This is a genomic window from Gluconobacter sp. P5H9_a (assembly GCF_018812085.1).
Classification (GTDB): Bacteria; Pseudomonadota; Alphaproteobacteria; order Acetobacterales; family Acetobacteraceae; genus Gluconobacter.
Genome location: NZ_JACRVW010000002.1, coordinates 97934 through 115164, shown reverse-complemented (window position 1 = coordinate 115164; position 17231 = coordinate 97934). Strand labels below are relative to the sequence as shown.

General features: G+C 56.6%; 16 protein-coding genes. 3 read left to right on the top strand and 13 right to left on the bottom strand.

The window, feature by feature from the left end; translation table 11 throughout:
* Positions 1-275: 275 nt before the first annotated feature.
* Together KP708_RS02540 and cobD are read right to left on the bottom strand one after the other, a co-directional pair.
* Positions 276-857 carry a histidine phosphatase family protein gene (locus tag KP708_RS02540; protein ID WP_215750258.1) on the bottom strand — a complete coding sequence of 194 codons (582 nt, stop codon included), beginning with the start codon at positions 855-857 and terminating at the stop codon, positions 276-278.
* Positions 854-1891: a threonine-phosphate decarboxylase CobD gene (cobD, locus tag KP708_RS02535; RefSeq protein WP_215750257.1), complete on the bottom strand. Its 1038-nt coding sequence runs from the start codon at positions 1889-1891 to the stop codon at positions 854-856. The genes KP708_RS02540 and cobD overlap by 4 nt, the downstream gene beginning before the upstream one ends.
* Before the next feature lie 36 nt (positions 1892-1927).
* Here cobD and cbiB point away from each other — a divergent pair, with 36 nt between their 5' ends.
* Positions 1928-2920, top strand: coding sequence for an adenosylcobinamide-phosphate synthase CbiB (gene cbiB, locus KP708_RS02530; RefSeq protein WP_215750256.1), 993 nt, complete (start codon positions 1928-1930; stop codon positions 2918-2920).
* 4 nt (positions 2921-2924) lie between these two features.
* Here cbiB and KP708_RS02525 read toward each other — a convergent pair whose 3' ends face one another.
* The 3 genes from KP708_RS02525 to KP708_RS02515 are packed head-to-tail and all read right to left on the bottom strand — an operon-like array spanning position 2925 to position 6327.
* Positions 2925-4370 carry a cobyric acid synthase gene (locus tag KP708_RS02525; protein WP_215750523.1) on the bottom strand — a complete coding sequence of 482 codons (1446 nt, stop codon included), beginning with the start codon at positions 4368-4370 and terminating at the stop codon, positions 2925-2927.
* A gap of 29 nt (positions 4371-4399) precedes the next feature.
* The gene (gene cobO / locus KP708_RS02520) at positions 4400-5008 is read right to left on the bottom strand and encodes a cob(I)yrinic acid a,c-diamide adenosyltransferase (protein ID WP_211510999.1); all 609 of its coding nucleotides are present in this window, start codon (positions 5006-5008) and stop codon (positions 4400-4402) included.
* Positions 5009-5010: 2 nt separating this feature from the next.
* Positions 5011-6327, bottom strand: coding sequence for a cobyrinate a,c-diamide synthase (locus tag KP708_RS02515; protein ID WP_215750255.1), 1317 nt, complete (start codon positions 6325-6327; stop codon positions 5011-5013).
* Between the two features lie 62 nt (positions 6328-6389).
* On the opposite strand from KP708_RS02515, the gene KP708_RS02510 reads away from it, so the two are divergent.
* The gene (locus KP708_RS02510) at positions 6390-7478 is read left to right on the top strand and encodes a cobalt-precorrin-5B (C(1))-methyltransferase (RefSeq protein WP_215757153.1); all 1089 of its coding nucleotides are present in this window, start codon (positions 6390-6392) and stop codon (positions 7476-7478) included.
* On the opposite strand, the gene cobM is transcribed toward KP708_RS02510, so the two are convergent.
* The 3 genes from cobM to cbiE are packed head-to-tail and all read right to left on the bottom strand — an operon-like array spanning position 7442 to position 9808.
* Entirely contained in the window at positions 7442-8209 is a 768-nt protein-coding gene (gene cobM / locus KP708_RS02505) for a precorrin-4 C(11)-methyltransferase (protein ID WP_215750254.1), read from the bottom strand. The two genes, KP708_RS02510 and cobM, sit on opposite strands and share 37 nt — an antisense overlap.
* Positions 8210-8222: 13 nt before the next feature.
* Positions 8223-8591, bottom strand: coding sequence for a cobalamin biosynthesis protein (locus tag KP708_RS02500; RefSeq protein WP_215750253.1), 369 nt, complete (start codon positions 8589-8591; stop codon positions 8223-8225).
* Complete coding sequence (cbiE, locus tag KP708_RS02495) at positions 8588-9808, bottom strand: precorrin-6y C5,15-methyltransferase (decarboxylating) subunit CbiE (protein WP_215750252.1); 1221 nt, start codon at positions 9806-9808, stop codon at positions 8588-8590. Before cbiE ends, KP708_RS02500 begins: the two co-directional genes overlap by 4 nt.
* 29 nt (positions 9809-9837) lie before the next feature.
* Between cbiE and KP708_RS02490 the strand changes: the two genes are divergently transcribed.
* A complete protein-coding gene (locus KP708_RS02490; RefSeq protein WP_215750251.1) occupies positions 9838-10599 on the top strand; it encodes a cobalt-precorrin-6A reductase in 762 nt (253 codons plus the stop codon).
* Here the strand turns inward: KP708_RS02490 and cobJ are convergent.
* The 5 genes from cobJ to cobN are packed head-to-tail and all read right to left on the bottom strand — an operon-like array spanning position 10572 to position 17230.
* The gene (cobJ, locus tag KP708_RS02485; RefSeq protein WP_215757137.1) at positions 10572-11324 is read right to left on the bottom strand and encodes a precorrin-3B C(17)-methyltransferase; all 753 of its coding nucleotides are present in this window, start codon (positions 11322-11324) and stop codon (positions 10572-10574) included. The two genes, KP708_RS02490 and cobJ, sit on opposite strands and share 28 nt — an antisense overlap.
* On the bottom strand, positions 11321-12046 hold the full coding sequence (locus tag KP708_RS02480; RefSeq protein ID WP_215750249.1) for a precorrin-2 C(20)-methyltransferase: 726 nt from the start codon (positions 12044-12046) through the stop codon (positions 11321-11323). Before KP708_RS02480 ends, cobJ begins: the two co-directional genes overlap by 4 nt.
* Positions 12043-12684, bottom strand: a complete 642-nt coding sequence (locus KP708_RS02475) for a precorrin-8X methylmutase (protein ID WP_202207942.1) — start codon at positions 12682-12684, stop codon at positions 12043-12045. Before KP708_RS02475 ends, KP708_RS02480 begins: the two co-directional genes overlap by 4 nt.
* Positions 12681-13865 (bottom strand): precorrin-3B synthase, encoded by a 1185-nt coding sequence (gene cobG / locus KP708_RS02470; RefSeq protein ID WP_215750248.1) that lies wholly within the window; start codon positions 13863-13865, stop codon positions 12681-12683. The genes KP708_RS02475 and cobG overlap by 4 nt, the downstream gene beginning before the upstream one ends.
* Positions 13862-17230, bottom strand: coding sequence for a cobaltochelatase subunit CobN (gene cobN / locus KP708_RS02465; protein ID WP_215750247.1), 3369 nt, complete (start codon positions 17228-17230; stop codon positions 13862-13864). Before cobN ends, cobG begins: the two co-directional genes overlap by 4 nt.
* Between the last annotated feature and the right edge of the window lies 1 nt (position 17231).

Here is a 17231-nt window from a genome sequence, read left to right as displayed (position 1 = left end):
CAGAGGCTATCCGCAGCCAGAAACGGGTGACGACAGCCCCCAGTAGAATCATGAGAAAATAACGCATATCATTCCCCTTTTCAGAGGTTATCGTGAAGCATAAACTTGGCGAATATGCGCAGGAACTATGGCAAACGTGATTCAGAACGTAACAGTTCCCGTTCTGAATAAGGAGAAAAATAAAATGTCTTTTGGTATTATTATTCTGGTGGCCCTTGTGGCTGTACTTTTTATTCTCGGGCCCATTCTTGTTGCCGTCGGCGCAGCCGCTTGGATTAACGATCGTTTTCTGAGCCGAAAATAACTTCAAACGTTATTCTATTGTTCGGAACGGAAACGGCCTGGACCCGCCACGTCCTGTAAAAAGACAGGACGCTCCAACTCTGCGGAAGAATATCCAGCTTCCCCACCGCTTCTGCATTCAGGCCCATTGTCAGCAAAGTCAGGGCTCGCACGACCTCAGCGTCCACCCCCAAAATTACGGGATTTTGCGCCTCCCTGATGTCTGATAGCCACCCGGCAAGACGGGCATACATTTTGGTCCGGCTCTCACCAGCCGGCGGTGAAAAATCGGGGTCCATCATCCATTGTGACAGACTTACTGGCGATAGGGTTTTAAGGCTCTGTCCGCACCAATCACCATAGTCATGGCCCCTAAGTCGCTCATCCACGGTAACAGGACACTCGGAATGAGCCTCAAGCCATGCTGCATCAGAGTTGCACCCTGTCAGGATGGGCAGGGACTTTGGCCAAAAACTCCCTTCCAGGCACTCTGTGTTACGTTGTTCACCGCTTTCGGGGAAAACGCTCCGCTTCACAGACGGGTATGGGGGGAGAGCAAAACAGAACAGCTTCATTTTACGAGCTTTGACCATTCCTGAAGCGCGCGCTCTAGACGATCCCAACCAGCACTATCCCGCGGCAGACCAAATCGCAGTTCCGTTGGGCGCTCCGGGAACGCGCGGGTCACGATGCCGCATCCACAGAGGAATGCCCATAGAGAAGCCGCCTCATCTGAACTGACCAGACAGAACAGAAGCGTGTTTCCTTTAATGATCAGACCCGCCCGTTTTAAGATTTTTGCAAGACGTTGCGCGTCCTGCTCCAACCGCGCTTTCGTTCTACCCAGCCAGTCCTGATCCGACAGGGCTTGACGTCCTGCGGAGAGTGCCAGGGTGCTGACCGCCCAATCCCCTATCAGCTTCCGAAGTTGATCCGCCGTTCCGTCAGACGCAATAAGGAAACCAAGCCGTACGCCCGGCAATCCGTAGGTTTTCCCAAAAGAGCGCAAAACCAGAAGGCCGGTTTGCGGGAAAGATGCGGCAGCACTTTCATGCTCGAAATCCGCATACGCCTCATCTACGATTAACCACCCGCCGGAGACTGCACAGCGCTTTGAGAGTTCCAGAAGCGTCTCGACAGGCAGACATCGACCGTCTGGATTATTCGGATTACAGACTACGCACACAGCCCCTGCCTGCCCTGCGGCAGCTCTTAAGGACTGAAGATCCGTCACGATCGACACATTGACCCCTGCGTTTCTCCATGCCTGTTCGTGGCCAGAATAGGTGGGTCCGAAAATGAAGACGTTTTCTGCCTTCAGCACCAAGGGCAACAAAGCGATAAGCAACTGTGTGCCCGGCCCCGCTACAATCATGTCTTCATTCGGCACACCGTAAGCTGCCGCTGCTGCTTTTAGGAGCGCCGCCTCATCTGCTGTTTCCGGTAGCCGGGTGAGCATGGACATCTCTACGGGAGAAAGGGGGTACTCGTAAGGACTAATGCCCGTGGAAAGGTCTATGAAAGGCCTCGGGGCCTGCGGGAAACGCGACATCACCTGCCGCACCTGCCCCCCATGCACCGGCATGTTTTCCAGCACCGATCGCATCATGCTAGATCAAGCCATCCGGATGAAACACACAGGCCCATGACTTTCTCCCTCCTGTCCCACACACTGTCCGTTGCCTGTCTGGCCTGTGCGATTGAAGCCGCTTTCGGTTATCCGAATTGGCTTTTTCGCAAGATTGGCCATCCAGTCATGTGGATTGGTGCCCTTATTGCGCGACTGGATCGTTCGCTCAACCGCTCGCAGGATAGCGCTTTCCGGCAACGGTTATGGGGAATGGTCTGCCTGACGATCCTCGTTGGCTTTCCGCTCCTAGTTGTCTGCATGGCCCTTCAGTGCATGCACCTTCTGTTTTCCCCTCTACTTGCCTGGGGGATGGAAGGAATTATGGCCAGCACTCTGATTGCCCAACGTTCCCTGTGGGAACATGTCCGAGCGGTCCACACTGGCCTGCAGACAGCGGGACTGGCAGGTGGCAGGAAAGCGGTTTCCATAATTGTTGGCCGTGATCCTGAGCAACTTGATGAAGCGGGCGTAGTACGCGCGGCTATTGAAAGTCTGGCTGAGAATTTTTCCGATGGCGTTGTTGCGCCACTTTTCTGGACTGCCCTCTGTGGTCTGCCAGGCGCAACCGCTTACAAATCAATTAACACAGCAGACAGCATGATCGGTCACCTCACGCTTCGACACAAAGCCTTTGGGTGGGCTTCTGCGAAGTTGGACGATCTGGTGAACCTTCCCGCCTCCCGTCTATCCGCTCTATGGCTTGTTTTGGCAGCACTCACGATGCGCGATACTAACCCGACTGAGGCATTTCGAGCAGTCCGGCGAGATGCAGGCCACCATCGCTCCCCAAACGCCGGTTGGCCGGAAGCTGCCATGGCAGGTGCGTTGGGCCTCAAGCTTGCTGGCCCCAGAGTTTATAACGGCCTTCTAGTCGAAGATTCATGGATGGGCGAAGGCCGTGCCACGCCAACCGCTGACGACCTCTGGCGAGCTCTCACCCTCTACCGTCGGGCCTGCTTCATTCAGGGAGCAGTGCTGGTCCTGCTCACCCTTCTGTTCTGGTTGTGAAGGATTAGACAGGTCGAGCCAATGTAAGAAGCGCATCCAGATCAATGCAGGCTTCAAGATGGTCCGCCCAGGCATCCAGCGCGGCCTCAACCCGCTCACCATGATCCTGAAGGTCAGAATGCCCGGCGCCCCCTACACGTGAAAGAAGAGCTTTCCGCGCATCTCCACCAGACAGAACCCCATGCAGATAGGTTCCCCAAACGCGTCCGTCTGGCGAAACGGCACCTTCAGGCTCACCGTCTACCGTTGCAAATGGCCTCTGAGTATCAGGACCAGCAGTTCGCCCGACATGAATTTCATAGCCAGTGAGCGGGGTCCCTTCCGGCACCAGTAATCCACTCACTTCTGTCAAACACTTATCATTTGTCAGAACCGTCTGCACGTCCAGCAAGCACAAGCCCTCGACGAGACCCGGGGGGCCTTCGATCCCATCCTTGTCCTCAATGGATTTTCCAAGCATTTGATACCCACCGCAAATACCAAGAACACGACCGCCACGCCGGATATGCGCCTTCAGGTCTATGTCCCATCCCTGTTTCTTGAAAAATGCCAGATCAGAAATAGTCGCCTTGGAGCCTGGTATGATCACAAGGTCACAAACTGGAAGGGGCCGACCAGGTGCCACGATCTCCAGAGTGACGCCCGGATCAGATCGCAAGGGGTCTAAATCATCGAAATTGGCGATCGTGGGTAGCTGCGGCACGACAACCCGTAAGCCGTCGCCTACTGGCGTTTCGTTCACAAGATCAGATGCGTCTTCAGCGGGAAGGTCACCAACATGCGTACAGTGTGTGACGAGACCAAGCTTTTCCCACCCCGTCTGGCGTGAAATAGTGGTCATGCCATCGGTAAAAAGCGAGGCGTCTCCACGCATTTTGTTTACGATAAACCCTTTGATCCGCCCTGCATCCTGCCCTGACAGCACCATTTTTGTTCCCACAAGGCTGGCAATCACGCCCCCCCGGTCGATATCACCAATGAGCACGACGTCCACATCGGCAGCTTCGGCAAAACCCATATTAGCAATGTCGTTTGTCCGCAGATTGACCTCTGAAGCCGATCCGGCCCCTTCAATCAAAACGATATCAGCTTCTGCCGCCAAAGTGCGAAACGCGGACAACACGTCTGGCATAAGAGTTGTCTTGACGTCCTGATAAGCACGAGCCCGCACGGTTCCTCGCACTTTCCCCCGAACCACCAGCTGGGATCCTGTCTCGCTCTGAGGCTTCAACAGCACAGGATTCATGTCCACGGTGGGAAGAACCCCACAGGCCCGGGCCTGAAGCGCCTGGGCACGCCCAATTTCGCCTCCGTCTCTGGTCACGGCGGCGTTGTTTGACATGTTCTGAGGCTTGAACGGGCGCACTGTAAGGCCACGTCGTATCAGGGCTCGGGCAATCCCTGCAACAAGCACAGATTTCCCAACGCTGGAGCCCGTTCCCTGAAACATAAGAGCCCTAGGGCGCTTCCGCTGCGTCATCAGAATTCGAACCCGGCCTGAGCTTTCACACCTGCACTGAAATGATGTTTTACCAGTGTCATTTCCGTTACCAGATCCGCAGCTTCCACAAGGGCTGGTTTGGCATTGCGCCCGGTTATGACGACATGCTGCATGTCAGGACGCGCCTTCAGGTCTTCCAGAACCTGCTCCAGTGGCAGATAGTCGTATCGCAGGGCGATATTCAGTTCATCGAGAACCACAAGAGCAACATCGTCGCGTTTCAGGGCAGCTTGCGCCACCTCCCACGCCCGGGCGCAGGCAGCAATATCCTTTGAGCGATCCTGCGTTTCCCAAGTGAACCCCTCGCCCATCGTGTGCCACTCTACCAGATCGTCAAAGCGTTCCAACGCAGCGCGCTCTCCAGTCACCCAGGCGCCCTTGATAAACTGCACAACAACAACCCGCTTTCCATGGCCTAGCGCACGCAGCGCGAGACCAAATGCTGCGGTAGACTTACCTTTCCCCGGGCCTGTGTGAACCGCCAGAACGCCTTTTTCGACAGTCTTTGACGCAACTTCCTTGTCCTGCACGTCTTTGCGTTTCTGCATTTTTTCCCGGTGCCGGGCCGCATCATCCGTGGTGTTCATGCTCACTTCCTGTCTCTACGTGCCATCACGTGAAAAAATGATCCGGACACCAGTCCACGACAGCCTCCGGCCATCCCAAGATCATTGCCGTAGCCGTCTCTCAAGGTTGCGAGAGGCTCGTCTGCTCCGGCTTGGATCACGCGGGCATAATGAAATTCGTGTCCCCGAAAGATACTGCCTTTTGACCCCAGCGCGCAGTCTGTTGCCAGTATCGCCTCACGATATCCCAGATTCATTTTACGCTTCGCAAAACTGGTTCCGTGCCCCAGAAGGCCCACCATCTTATGCGTCACACCGTTTGCATCTTCCAGAAACTCTCCCAGCGCCATGAAGCCTCCGCATTCTCCATGAACTGGTCGTGTCTCCGAGAACTTCACCAAACGGGATTGAAAGTGACGGGATGCCGCCAGTTGTTCAGCATGTAACTCCGGATATCCCCCCGGAAGCCAGCAGACATCACAGTCTTCATCTGGCCCTTGATCTGCCAGCGGAGAAAACGGAACAAGTTCGGCTCCTGCATTCCTCCAACTCTGCGCCACATGCCCATAAAGGAACGAAAACGCGGCATCATCGGCAACCGCGATCCTTTGCCCCGGAGGATTTATGGCAACACAGCCATGATCCTCAATATCGAGAGGTGCTGCCGCGGCCATGATGGCATCGAGGTCAAGCGAATTTTCCGTCCTCTCCCGTAGGCTAACAAGAAGGTCTTTCAGTGTGTCTTGTTCCCGTGCCTGCACAAGGCCAAGATGTCGCTCCGGAAGTTTCAGAGTGGTGTCCCGCATGTATGCACCCAAAACGGGGATGCCTGCGGCCAGAATGGCCTCACGGGCCATAGCCAGATGCCGTGGGGACGCAACCTGATTGAGGATGACACCGGCAACATGCAGAGCGGGATCGAGCGTGGCGAAACCGTGAGCAATGGCCGCAGCAGACTGGCCCTGCCCTGATACATCCAGCACAAGAATAACCGGAATACCAAAACGAGCCGCAATATCGGACGGTGCACCGCGCGCGTCAGCAGGCCCCAGCAAGCCGTCGAACAGCCCCATAGCAGATTCAACGACCAAAAGATCCGCACCTTCAGCCGCACGCGCCAACATGCTTTCGAGAAGCTCAGGCATCATCACCCAGCTATCGAGGTTCAAGCTGGAACGCCCGGTTACAACCTCATGGAACGCTGGATCAATATAATCCGGGCCTGTTTTGGCGGCCTGAATTTCGATATTTCTGGCCCTCAGAGCTGACAGAATACCAAGCGTGGCCGTCGTTTTACCCCCCCCTGAGCGAGGCGCGGCAATCATGATCGCGCGGGTCATATCAGCGATCCTTTCCGATGGCATGTCTCGCTTTCAGCATGAAATATCGTATCCTGTCTCCGATGACTGCCCAAGGCTCCCCTCTGCGATATGGCTGGACGACCGGAAGCTGCGCGACCGCTGCGGCCAAAGCTGCATGGATAGCGCTCCAGACTGGAACATTTCCTGATCCCGTGTCCATCACGCTGCCTGGAGGCAAACAGGCGGCGTTTGCACTGGCTGCTCATGGGATGAACAAAACGGGCGCTTGGGCAGCGGTCGTCAAGGATGCCGGAGACGACCCCGATGTCACGCACGGCGCCCTTATCCGGGCAGATGTGCGCCCATTGCCTAAGGGGCAAGATATTATTTTTCGCGCAGGCGATGGTGTTGGAACAATTACGCGCCCGGGTCTCCCCCTTCCGCCGGGTGAACCGGCCATTAACCCCGTCCCCCGCCAGATGATCTGTCTCGCACTTCAGGGGGCCTCCGCTGAGGTCACAATCAGCGTTGAAAATGGCGTTACGCTGGCCAGAAMAACGCTGAATAGTCGGCTGGGCATTGTGGGCGGGTTGTCCATTCTTGGCACAACGGGAATTGTCGTTCCCTTCTCCTGCTCGGCCTGGATTGACAGTATTCATCGCGGGATCGACGTCGCGCGCGCACTGCATCTGCCCCATCTGGCCGCGACCACAGGAAATGTTTCCGAACGCGCTGTTCAGGCGTTCTATGGGTTGCCTGAAACAGCGCTGATCGAAATGGGTGACTTTGCAGGTGGCGTCCTGAAATATATTCGTCGACACCCGGTCCCTCGCCTTACAATCGGCGGAGGCATCGCCAAAATGACCAAGCTGGCTCAGGGGCGGATGGATCTGCATTCCAAGCGAGGGACCGTAGATATGCCAGCTCTTGCCGCGCTGGCAATGCAGGCAGGCGCGAGCGCGGAGTTGGCCGATGCTATTGCAGTTTCCCCCACGGTCGCAGAAGCATTTCTTCTTGCTGCCGGGCAGAATATTCCGCTGGGCAATCACATCGCACAGGCTGCGTACCAGTTTGCCAGCAGCGTTCTGGAAGACAACAGTATTGCTCTGGACGTTATGGTTTTTGACCGACAAGGCAACTGCGTAGGACGCAGTCATCCGGCTGATGATCCAGACCTGAACCGGCGCTGATAATCCGGATCATAAAGCGCACTCTCCCGAAATTCATCCACCGCAAGCGCGGGGCCAACCAAAACAAGAGCAGTACGCTCCACTGGGTCAGTTGCCGCTTTTTTAAGAAGAGTGCCAAGTGTGGCGCGAATGGTCATCTGGTCCGGCCAGCTTGCCCGTGCCACCACCGCCACAGGGCACTCCGGTCCGTAATGTGGCAGCAATTCCGTAACGATACGGTCCAGCGCATGCACTGCCAGATGAATGGCCAGTGTAGCGCCGGTCGCAGCATAGGCTGAGAGTGTTTCACGCGCTGGCATGGAAGACGCTCGGCCACTGACGCGCGTCAGCACGACTGTCTGGGCAACTTCCGGAACAGTGAGTTCCCGCCCCAAGACAGATGCCGCTGCCGCAAATGCAGGCACCCCCGGCGTCATTGTCCAGGAAATACCCAGCCTATCCAGGCGGCGTGTCTGTTCGGCCACTGCGCTATAGATGGACAGATCCCCAGAATGAAGACGCGCGACGTCCTGCCCTTTAGCGTGTGCCCGGATGTATTCCTGCTCGATCTGGTCCAGCGATAACGGCGCAGTATTCACCTTGCGGGCGTCCTGTGGGCAGTGCTCCAGCATTTCCGCCGGGACGATAGACCCCGCATACAGACAGACTTTACATGAGGCCAAAAGATTGCGGCCTCGCAGCGTCAGAAGATCAGCGGCGCCCGGTCCTGCACCAATAAAATGAACCGTCATCCGTTCTCTTTCCTCATGTCTCAACTGACTGCGCAAGGGCACAGGTCACGTCTTTTCCACTCTGCCGCATAACGATCAAACGGCTTTTTGGCCCGGCACCGGCCAGCGCGCAAGCCTCCGCCACCGAGCTGAATCCTGTCTTTTCAAAAGCAATTGCGGAATGGGTTTCGCACTCTACCTGACGCTCTGTCAGGCTTTCCGTATCAATCCACACAAGCTCAACATTCAAACGTTTTGCCAGCTCCGGAATGGCTGGCTCTGCTTTTCTGAACTCCGGAGCAGCAAGCCGATCGAACCTGCGGCCAGACGTCACGTGCATGACAATATCCAGCAGGGATTGTTCGTCCACTCTTGGTCGACAGCCGATACCCGCGACGATCATAACCTGTCCTCAGAAATCACTGTCGCATATTGCGTCACACGCATGGCGGGCCGGAAAGCATGCAGCCCACCCACAGCATCAAGCCGTTCAATGCCGATCCGTGTTAGCGTCCCGCCATAGCGCGTATATTGAGCGGATAGAACCGCTTCACCTTCCAGCGTTACGGCATTGGCAACAAGACGTCCGCCAACAGGGAGTGCGGCTCTCGCCTGCATGAAAATATCCACTTGCGCCAGCCCTCCGCCTATGAAAACGACGTCTGGTCTTTCAAGATCAGGCAAAGCATCAGGCGCAGTGCCTTCCACAATCTTTAGTCCCGGCACACCCAATTTCAGGGCATTCCTCGCTATTCTCGCCGCCCGAAGTGGATTTTTCTCAATGACGATGGCCCGATTGGCGGGATGATGAAGCATCCACTCAATGGCGACAGACCCGGCCCCTCCACCAATGTCCCAAAGGAGTTCTCCGGGATGCGGGGCTAATGTTGAAAGCGTAACCGCACGAATTTCACGCTTGGTAATCTGCCCGTCATGCTCAAACAGATCGTCCTCTAAACCGCTGGAAAGGGGGATCATCTTCGCCCCTGGAGCCGCCTCGATTTCAATTCCCATAAGGTTCAGAGGATCGACATCTTCGAGCCCGTCCGAAGCCACGATTACACGCGACTGCTCATTGAGCCCGCCTACCCGTTCCATGACATGAATGCGAGAGGGCCCAAAGCCTCGCCCAGTCAAAAACTGACTGACTTTTCTCGGCGTGCTACCGTCTTCTGACAAACCAATCAGCCGCATAGTCCGCTGAAGGTGCGGGACCAATGTCTCAATCGGGCGCCCACAGAGCGACACGACACGCACGTCCTGTTCAGCCCATCCAAGGCGCCCGCAGGCCCAGGATATTGAAGACGGCGCTGGCACACAGAGCATTTCCTCTGGCGGAATATGGCGTACCAACGTGCTTCCCACACCAAAGCAGAACGGGTCCCCGGATGCGAGAACGGTGACGGATCGTCCGCGCCGTTCAAGAACACGGCGCACTCCAGATGAAAACGGTGAACCCCAAGGTTCAGCTTGCCCGGAGATCAAACTCGCAGCCAGTTCAAGATGCCTTTCACCGCCAATCACAAACTCGGCCTGGCGAACGATCTGACGTGCGAGAGACGAAAGCCCCTCGACACCATCCTCGCCAATTCCGATAACGCTCAGCCATGGAGTCTTCATCGGCCTGCTCCGGCAAAGGAACCAAATCCATGCGCGTTCTGATCCTTGGCGGCACGACACAGGCCAACCAACTGGCGCAACATCTCGCGGAAAGAAAGGATTTCGAGCCAGTCTTTTCTCTCGCTGGCGTGACGAAAAATCCAGTTCTTCCCGGAATCCCTGTGCGCATTGGCGGATTTGGCGGCATTTCGGGGCTGGAAACGTTCTTGGCTACAGAGAACATTGATGCAGTGGTGTCCGCGACTCATCCGTTCGCCGCACAAATGAGCCGACACGCCGTGACGGCATGTGTACGAATGGGCCGTCCTCTGCTTCGGATAGACCGCCCTAGCTGGAAAGCCCAGCTTGACGATCAATGGACGTTCGTTCCCAGTATTGATGCCGCTGTAGAAGCGCTGGGGGCGGCCGCGCGCACTGTCTTTCTGACGACGGGCCGCAAGGACCTGCTGCCGTTCCAGAAGGCTCCGCATCATCACTACATTCTGCGCAGTATCGACCAGCCTGATCCCTTGTCCCTGCCGCCTAACGTCACGCTTCTGCTTGCCCGCCCTCCGTTCACGGTGGACAGCGAAATCGCGCTCATGAGAGACCACTCTGTGCAGGTTCTCGTGACCAAGAATGCTGGAGCTGATGCGACGGCTGCCAAGCTGATTGCCGCCAGAGCGTTGAAATTGCCCGTTATCATGATTGACCGCCCGACGCTGCCGCCAGCGGAGAGTGTCACGACCGTCGAAGAAGCGCTGAGCTGGTTGGAACGCCATTATCACGCGGGCACAGACCGGGACGTATAAAGCCATGCCTGCCCATCCGGCCGCACGATGCGACGTGTCAGAATGGTCCCGATCAGAACAAGTGTACTCATATCCACCAGTTCAGGATCAGCATGGCTCAGATCGGTTAGGTGCAGCCTTTCATCAGTCCTTCCAATAGCCCTTGCGAAGGCAACAGGCACCGTTCCAGACAATTCCTGACGCAMCACTTCGAAAGCCTCGCCCAACTGCCAGGGACGTGCCTTTGAACGGGGGTTGTAGAGCGCAATAACGAAGCCCGCCTGCGCGGCCAAAGTCAGGCGCCGGCAGACTGTCTCCCAGGGCTTGAGATTATCAGACAGGGACATGACGCAGAAATCGCCTCCGAGGGGCGCGCCAATACGGGCTGCGGCAGCCAGAACGGCGGAAACACCGGGAATGACCCTGACATTCATACCATTCCATCGATCTGGTTCGTGATCGATGGCTTCAAACAGGGCGCTTGCCATGCCAAACACGCCCGCATCCCCGCCTGACACGATCGCCACACAACGCCCCTGTTCTGCAAGTTCGAGGGCATGGCGAGCGCGATCCAGTTCGACACGATTATCCGATGGATGACGAGTGATATGAGCTGGCAGATCCACACGATCCACGTATGGACCATATCCTATGACATCTGTTGCCTGAGCAAGTGCCTCTTCAGCCTCAGGCGTTCGCTGGCTGGGCTTTCCCGGCCCGAGACCAATGACGAAGATCTGGCTCACCGGACACCCCGGCGCCCTGGCAACAACGCCAGAGAGAAATATGGAGCTGCACCATCCATGTCATTCAGTGGCAGAACACGGGCCTCTTCCTGCGTCCCCCGCTCCACATAGACGGCGTCCTGCAATCGCCCCGCACGTTCCAGTGCTGTGCGAAGCTTCGGAAGATTGCGTCCCAGTTTCATCACCACGGCTGCATCAGCCTGCTTCAGCCACTGAGCCAGATCATCTTCCGGCATAGTGGCAGGCAGGACGCACAAGACATCATCACCATGCGTCATGGGGAGTGCCGCTTGCGTCCAGCATCCACTCATTCCTGTGATTCCGGGGATGACTTCGCAGGGTCCGACAGGCTCAAGCCGATCAAACACATACATGGCGGACCCATACAGAAATGGGTCTCCCTCACAAAGAAGAGCAACGCTCCGACCAGCCTCTATTTCGATCGCAATCTGCTTCGCACACTCATCGTAAAACGACGACATATCAGTATGATAGGACGGATCATTAACGAGGCGCTCCGTCGTAAAGGGGTACGCAAAACGCAGCTCTTTCGCGCCCGGCGTAATGTGCGAGTCAGCGATTTTCCGCGCATGGCCCATTTTGTCATGGCGGCAAAAATAGGCGATGACGGGAGTTGTTGAAATGACCCGCGCTGCCTTGAGCGTCATAAGTTCCGGATCACCCGGCCCTACGCCAACGACGTAAACTGTTGCAGCTGTCATTCTGCCTCGCTGGCAAGGGCGTTTAGGGCAGCGGCAGCCATGGCGCTTCCGCCCAGCCGGCCACGTACAATGACATGTGCAAGGTCAGGCCGCGCCGCCAGTGCATCCTTGGACTCTGCGGCCCCTACAAAGCCAACAGGCATACCGATAATTGCTGCGGGGCGCGGGCCACCTGCATCAATGAGCTCGAGAAGGTGAAAAAGCGCTGTCGGAGCGTTGCCAATCGCTACAACAGCCCCTTCAATCTGATCGCCCCAAAGATCAAGAGCTGCGGCAGAGCGCGTATTACCAATTTGTCTGGCAAGATCTGGCGTCCGTTCATCGCGCAACGTGCAGATAACGGCATTATTGGCTGGCAACCGGGCGCGCGTAACACCATGGGCGACCATCTCGGAATCACACAGGATTGGCTTACCCGCCTGCAACGCTGCACGCGCTTTGCTAACAAGATCAGACGTCATGGCGACTGACCCTGCGACCTCCACCATTCCGCATGCATGAATAATGCGCACTGCGATTTTGGACTGTTCAGGCGTAAAACCCGACAGATCGGCCTCTGCACGGATCGTTGCGAAAGACCGGGCATAAATGGCCGCGCCATCCCGAATATAGTCGTAGGAAGAGGGTCCGGCGCTCAAACCTGTGTCTCCTTCAATTCATGACGCAACAAGGTCCGTATCTGCGGAATATCCCTATCGTGCCATGATGGCCTGTCTGTTGTGCGCCCATTGCGCACAACCTCATAATGCTCGTCATCAGCAACAAGCGTCATATCTGCCGCACGGGGATGCGCACACCCCTTTATGCAGCCTGAAACATGCAGCACACAGCCGGGCGGCACATCAGATGCCAGAGCCGAGGCTGTCTCGACAACATCTGCGGTGGCTTTCGCACACCCGGAACGGCCAATACAGGCTTCCACTCGCAACAATGGATCTTCCAAATTGGTGATGAAGCCGGGCCATGTTCCGTCCTGCTGCGGCAGAAGAACACTACGCCAAGGTGTGATCCGCAGACGTGATGTCCCGGTAAGTTCGACAAGGACCTCAAAGTCTTTGGTATGGCATCGGCCGAATGGCACACCAACGCCCATGACCTTCCCCGGCAATGGCCCTATGAGAGACACCGGACAAGTACCTTGCCGTTTGCACGGAATTCCCTCTAGCCCGGCCTTCGCGAGGACGAATGCTGCTGTATCGGTGTCTCGCGATGGTCGGCCAAGGTCAGAATTTTCTGCACAAATCCGGGACATCACCACGACTGCTCTGACAGCCCGAGCGTTATCCAGCACTCCGGTTTCCATAGCACCACAGACAACTGACCATCCATCCGGGCGGGACTGAAGGGCAATATCCGCTGATAACGTGCCTTCTGGAACATACCCGCCACCATCAACGGCCCAACCGAACTTGCCGCTCAGCGCCGACAATGCGTTTTCTTCAAGAAGCGCCGTCTGAAGCGACTGGGCGACGTCCAACGTCTCCGGATTACATGCAGGATCCAAGCCAGCAAGGGATGAAACCAGAATGGCCCTTCGGCGCTCTTTCGCTGGATCAGGATCTACAAGCCCTTCTGCCAGTGCGCTTTTTAACGCGAGTTTTGCACCAGTCGAAGAAAATCCCCGCAACTGCACGTTGCCACGATTGGTCAGCTCAACAACGCCGTTTCCGAAACGTCGTGCCAGCTCTGCAATAGCCAGCACTTGTGGCCCCTCAAAACCACCGAGCGGGGAACGGATACGGACCAGATATCCGTCTCGTGCTTCCATCGGCGCGAACATATCCGGACACCAGCCGCGAACAAGGGGGGGGACTGTCATTCGCTCCCACTCTCCAACACCGCAGACACGCTATTCAGGCGCGGGTGCCAGAGGCTTCGACGGATCATGTCCTGAAACCGCGTGCGCATTGCCTGACGTGCCTGGGGGTTAGCGCTTTTCAGGAAAGTATCACAGGTGTCATCGCCAAGCGTTGCGGCAAATACCAAGTCAAACTGTTGGTCGAACCGAACAGAAAGGGTCGCGGCGAAAGCGCAGAGCGCGTCCAGTCCCCGGGCAATTTCGGCGCCTCCCCGATAGTCATGCCGCTGCATCCCTGCCAGCCAACGGGGATTGGCCAGACGCCCTCGAACGATGCGTTTCACTTCGTCTTCAACGCTCCGAAGACGGGGCGCGTCCGCACGGGACGTGTCGCCATGCCAAAGGACGGGATCGGCCCCTAGCAGAGCTGCCGCCGCTGCAAGCCCACCCTCATGAGCAGCAAAATCCGGACTTTCGAGAATATCCGTCTCTGCATGGTCCTGCACATGCAGGATTGCATCTGCCCGTGCCAGATTTTGGGCCAATGCTGCGCTGCTACGTGTCCCGTCACGACCGCCACCATACATCCAGTCATTGTCGTCCAGATAGGAGTGACCGAGCTCAGATTGGTCTTCCCAGTTACTCCGCGTGAGAGCGTCTTCAATGCCTGTCCCGTACGTACCGGGCGCTGCACCGAAAATCCGCGCTCCAGCAATTTTTCGAGCATCACCTTCCAGATTTCTCACACGGGCAGACAACGGGTTCCATTCCTCGCCTTCCTCCAAACAGGAAACAGCTTCAACCACCTGATCGAAAAGAGAAATCTGTGCCGGAAAGGCGTCCCGGAACAATCCTGAAATCCGAAGTGTCACATCGACACGTGGACGATCGAGAACAGCCAGCGGTGTAATTTCAAATCCTGATACCCGACCACTCGACGCATCCCACGTAGGTTGAACTCCCATCAGGATCAGAGCCAGCGCCAGATCCTCTCCTCCCGTGCGCAGGGTGGAGGAACCCCATAGATCTATAACGATGCTTTGAAGCGGCTCGCCCTCGTTCTGCAAATGACACAGCAGAATCTGCTTTGCCTGCGTTCGGGCCAGCTCCACAGCAGAAGCCGTGGGAACAGCTCTCGGATCAAGCGTGAAAAGATTGCGGCCAGTCGGCAGAACGTCTACTCGCCCACGTGTCGGAGCACCAGACGGACCGGGTTGAATGAACTGTCCCTCCAGCCCGGCCAGAAGTGCCTTCATTTCCGCATCTGCGCTGGCTTCGATCAGAGTAGCAACCGTTTGCTGCGGCACCTGTGCGACAGAAGACACCATTTCGGCTAATTTTTCGGCATGTGGTGCTACTTGACCGAAAACATGCAGACCATCACGGATCTGAAGGTCCTTCACATCACATAGATAAGCATCCAGCCGCGCCAGAGCCTCTGCTTCGTCACCTTCCCCCGCTTTGACGCCACTTTCGCTCAAAAGCCCCATGCGCGTGGCTCGGTCCAGAATATCACGCTTCAGAATGGCGCCACGACGCCTGTCCAGACCATCAGCCTCTGCAAACTCATCGATCAGTTGTTCCAGCTCTGCCATGTCCGGATCAAGTCCGGCCTTCATAACAGGCGGTGTCATATGTCCGATGGTGACTGCGCCGAGACGACGTTTCGCCGAAGCTGCTTCTCCCGGATTGTTGACGATAAAGGGATACAGAACCGGCAAAGCGCCGCGAAGAACGGCGGGAGCGCACTGATTGGAAAGCGCTACAGCTTTGCCGGGCAGCCATTCGAGTGTGCCATGCGTTCCAAGATGAACCATGGCATCTGTCTGGCAGACATGACGTAGCCAGAGGTGGAACGCGATATAGGCATGGCGTGGGGGTGTATCAGGGTCGTGGTACTGGGCTTTACGGTCCTGCGCGCTGCCACGATCGGGCTGGACAGCGACTAGGATGTTACCAAGCACAACGAATTTAAGACAAAATGAACCGTCCTGAACGGCGGGGTCTTCCGCAGAGGTGCCCCAACTCTGGGTCACAGCGTCCCGGAAGGGAGCGGGCAAGCGCGCAAAGAGTTCGTTATAATCGTTCAGAGACAAGCAGGGCTGCGGCAGGTCTTCACACAAAGCCTCCACCAACGCCATACTGGCGGGACTTTTCGCAGCTCCACAGTCATACCCTGCCTGTTTCAAGGCCTTCAAGATGGATTCAAGGCTGGCAAAAGTATCTAACCCGACGGCGTGTGCAGTCTGTCCATCCGCACCGGGATAATCAGAAAGGACGATCGCAAGACGCTTCTCGCGCGGGAGCGTTTTTTTAAGCCTTGCCCATGCGAGAGCCTGCTCTGCGGCAGCGGCAATACCCTGTTGAAAGGGCATATGCCTTGCCGCATCCCCCGGAACTGTTTCGGATTTGAAGGAGATCGGAGACGAAGAAATCCGCCCATCAAGTTCTGGTAAAACGACCTGCATGGCGAGGTCGGACTGCGACAGGCCGCGTCCGCTCTCAGCCCATGCCGAGGCTGTCACACTAGGCTGCAAAATTTGAAGAACCGGAACAGCAGCAATATCAAGAGGAGATGCCCCCTCTTTCCCTCGCGCAGCAAAGAAAGTCGCGTTCAGAATAATGTCTGGCTGGGTTTCAATCAGGTGGCTTTGAATCCACTCGGCAACATCCGGGTTCTTCAGCGATGCGACATATAGAACATCTGTCGCGACCCCGGACTTTTCCAGTTCATCGGCAAGACCGTCAATCGCTGCTGTATCGGCAGCCAGAAGGTGAGCGCGGTAGAAAACGATTGTGCTTCTTAAAGGAAAATCCGCAGTCGTCTGGCGATAAATTCCAGCTGGGGGAAGCGCTGCGGGTTGTCCTGAAACGTCATCTCCATGTCCGGCAAGATGAGCCATGAGCAAAAGGGCACGACGCGCATTCTCAGGACCACCTTCCCTCAAAAACCCCGTGAGTCTGGAATGGTTTTCTGCTTCGACGCTTGACCACTCTTTAAGCCGTGCATCCTGGCGGGCATCTCCGGGCAACAGAGCCAGTGGAATGCTGTTCCTGCTACAAAAATTCCGGATTTCTTCCGCCCCATAGCGCCAGTAATCCACGCCACCCAGAAGCCGTGCGATGACGCAGCGAGAAGATGCTATGGTCTGCTCAACGTATAAATCGACCGACATGGGGTGTCTGAGGCGAGCAAGACTGACCAGCCGTAACGAAAAACCTGCACCGGTCGGGGTCTGCTCATTCAGACGGGAATAGGCCCTCTCAAGCGCCAGAAGATCGCTATCCGAAAAGGACAGAAACACGACGTCAGCAGGCGCATGACCGAGATCCTCGGCCACGTCCTGATCGTCTATTCCGTGTCGTTCCCGGACAAGCAGATGCATC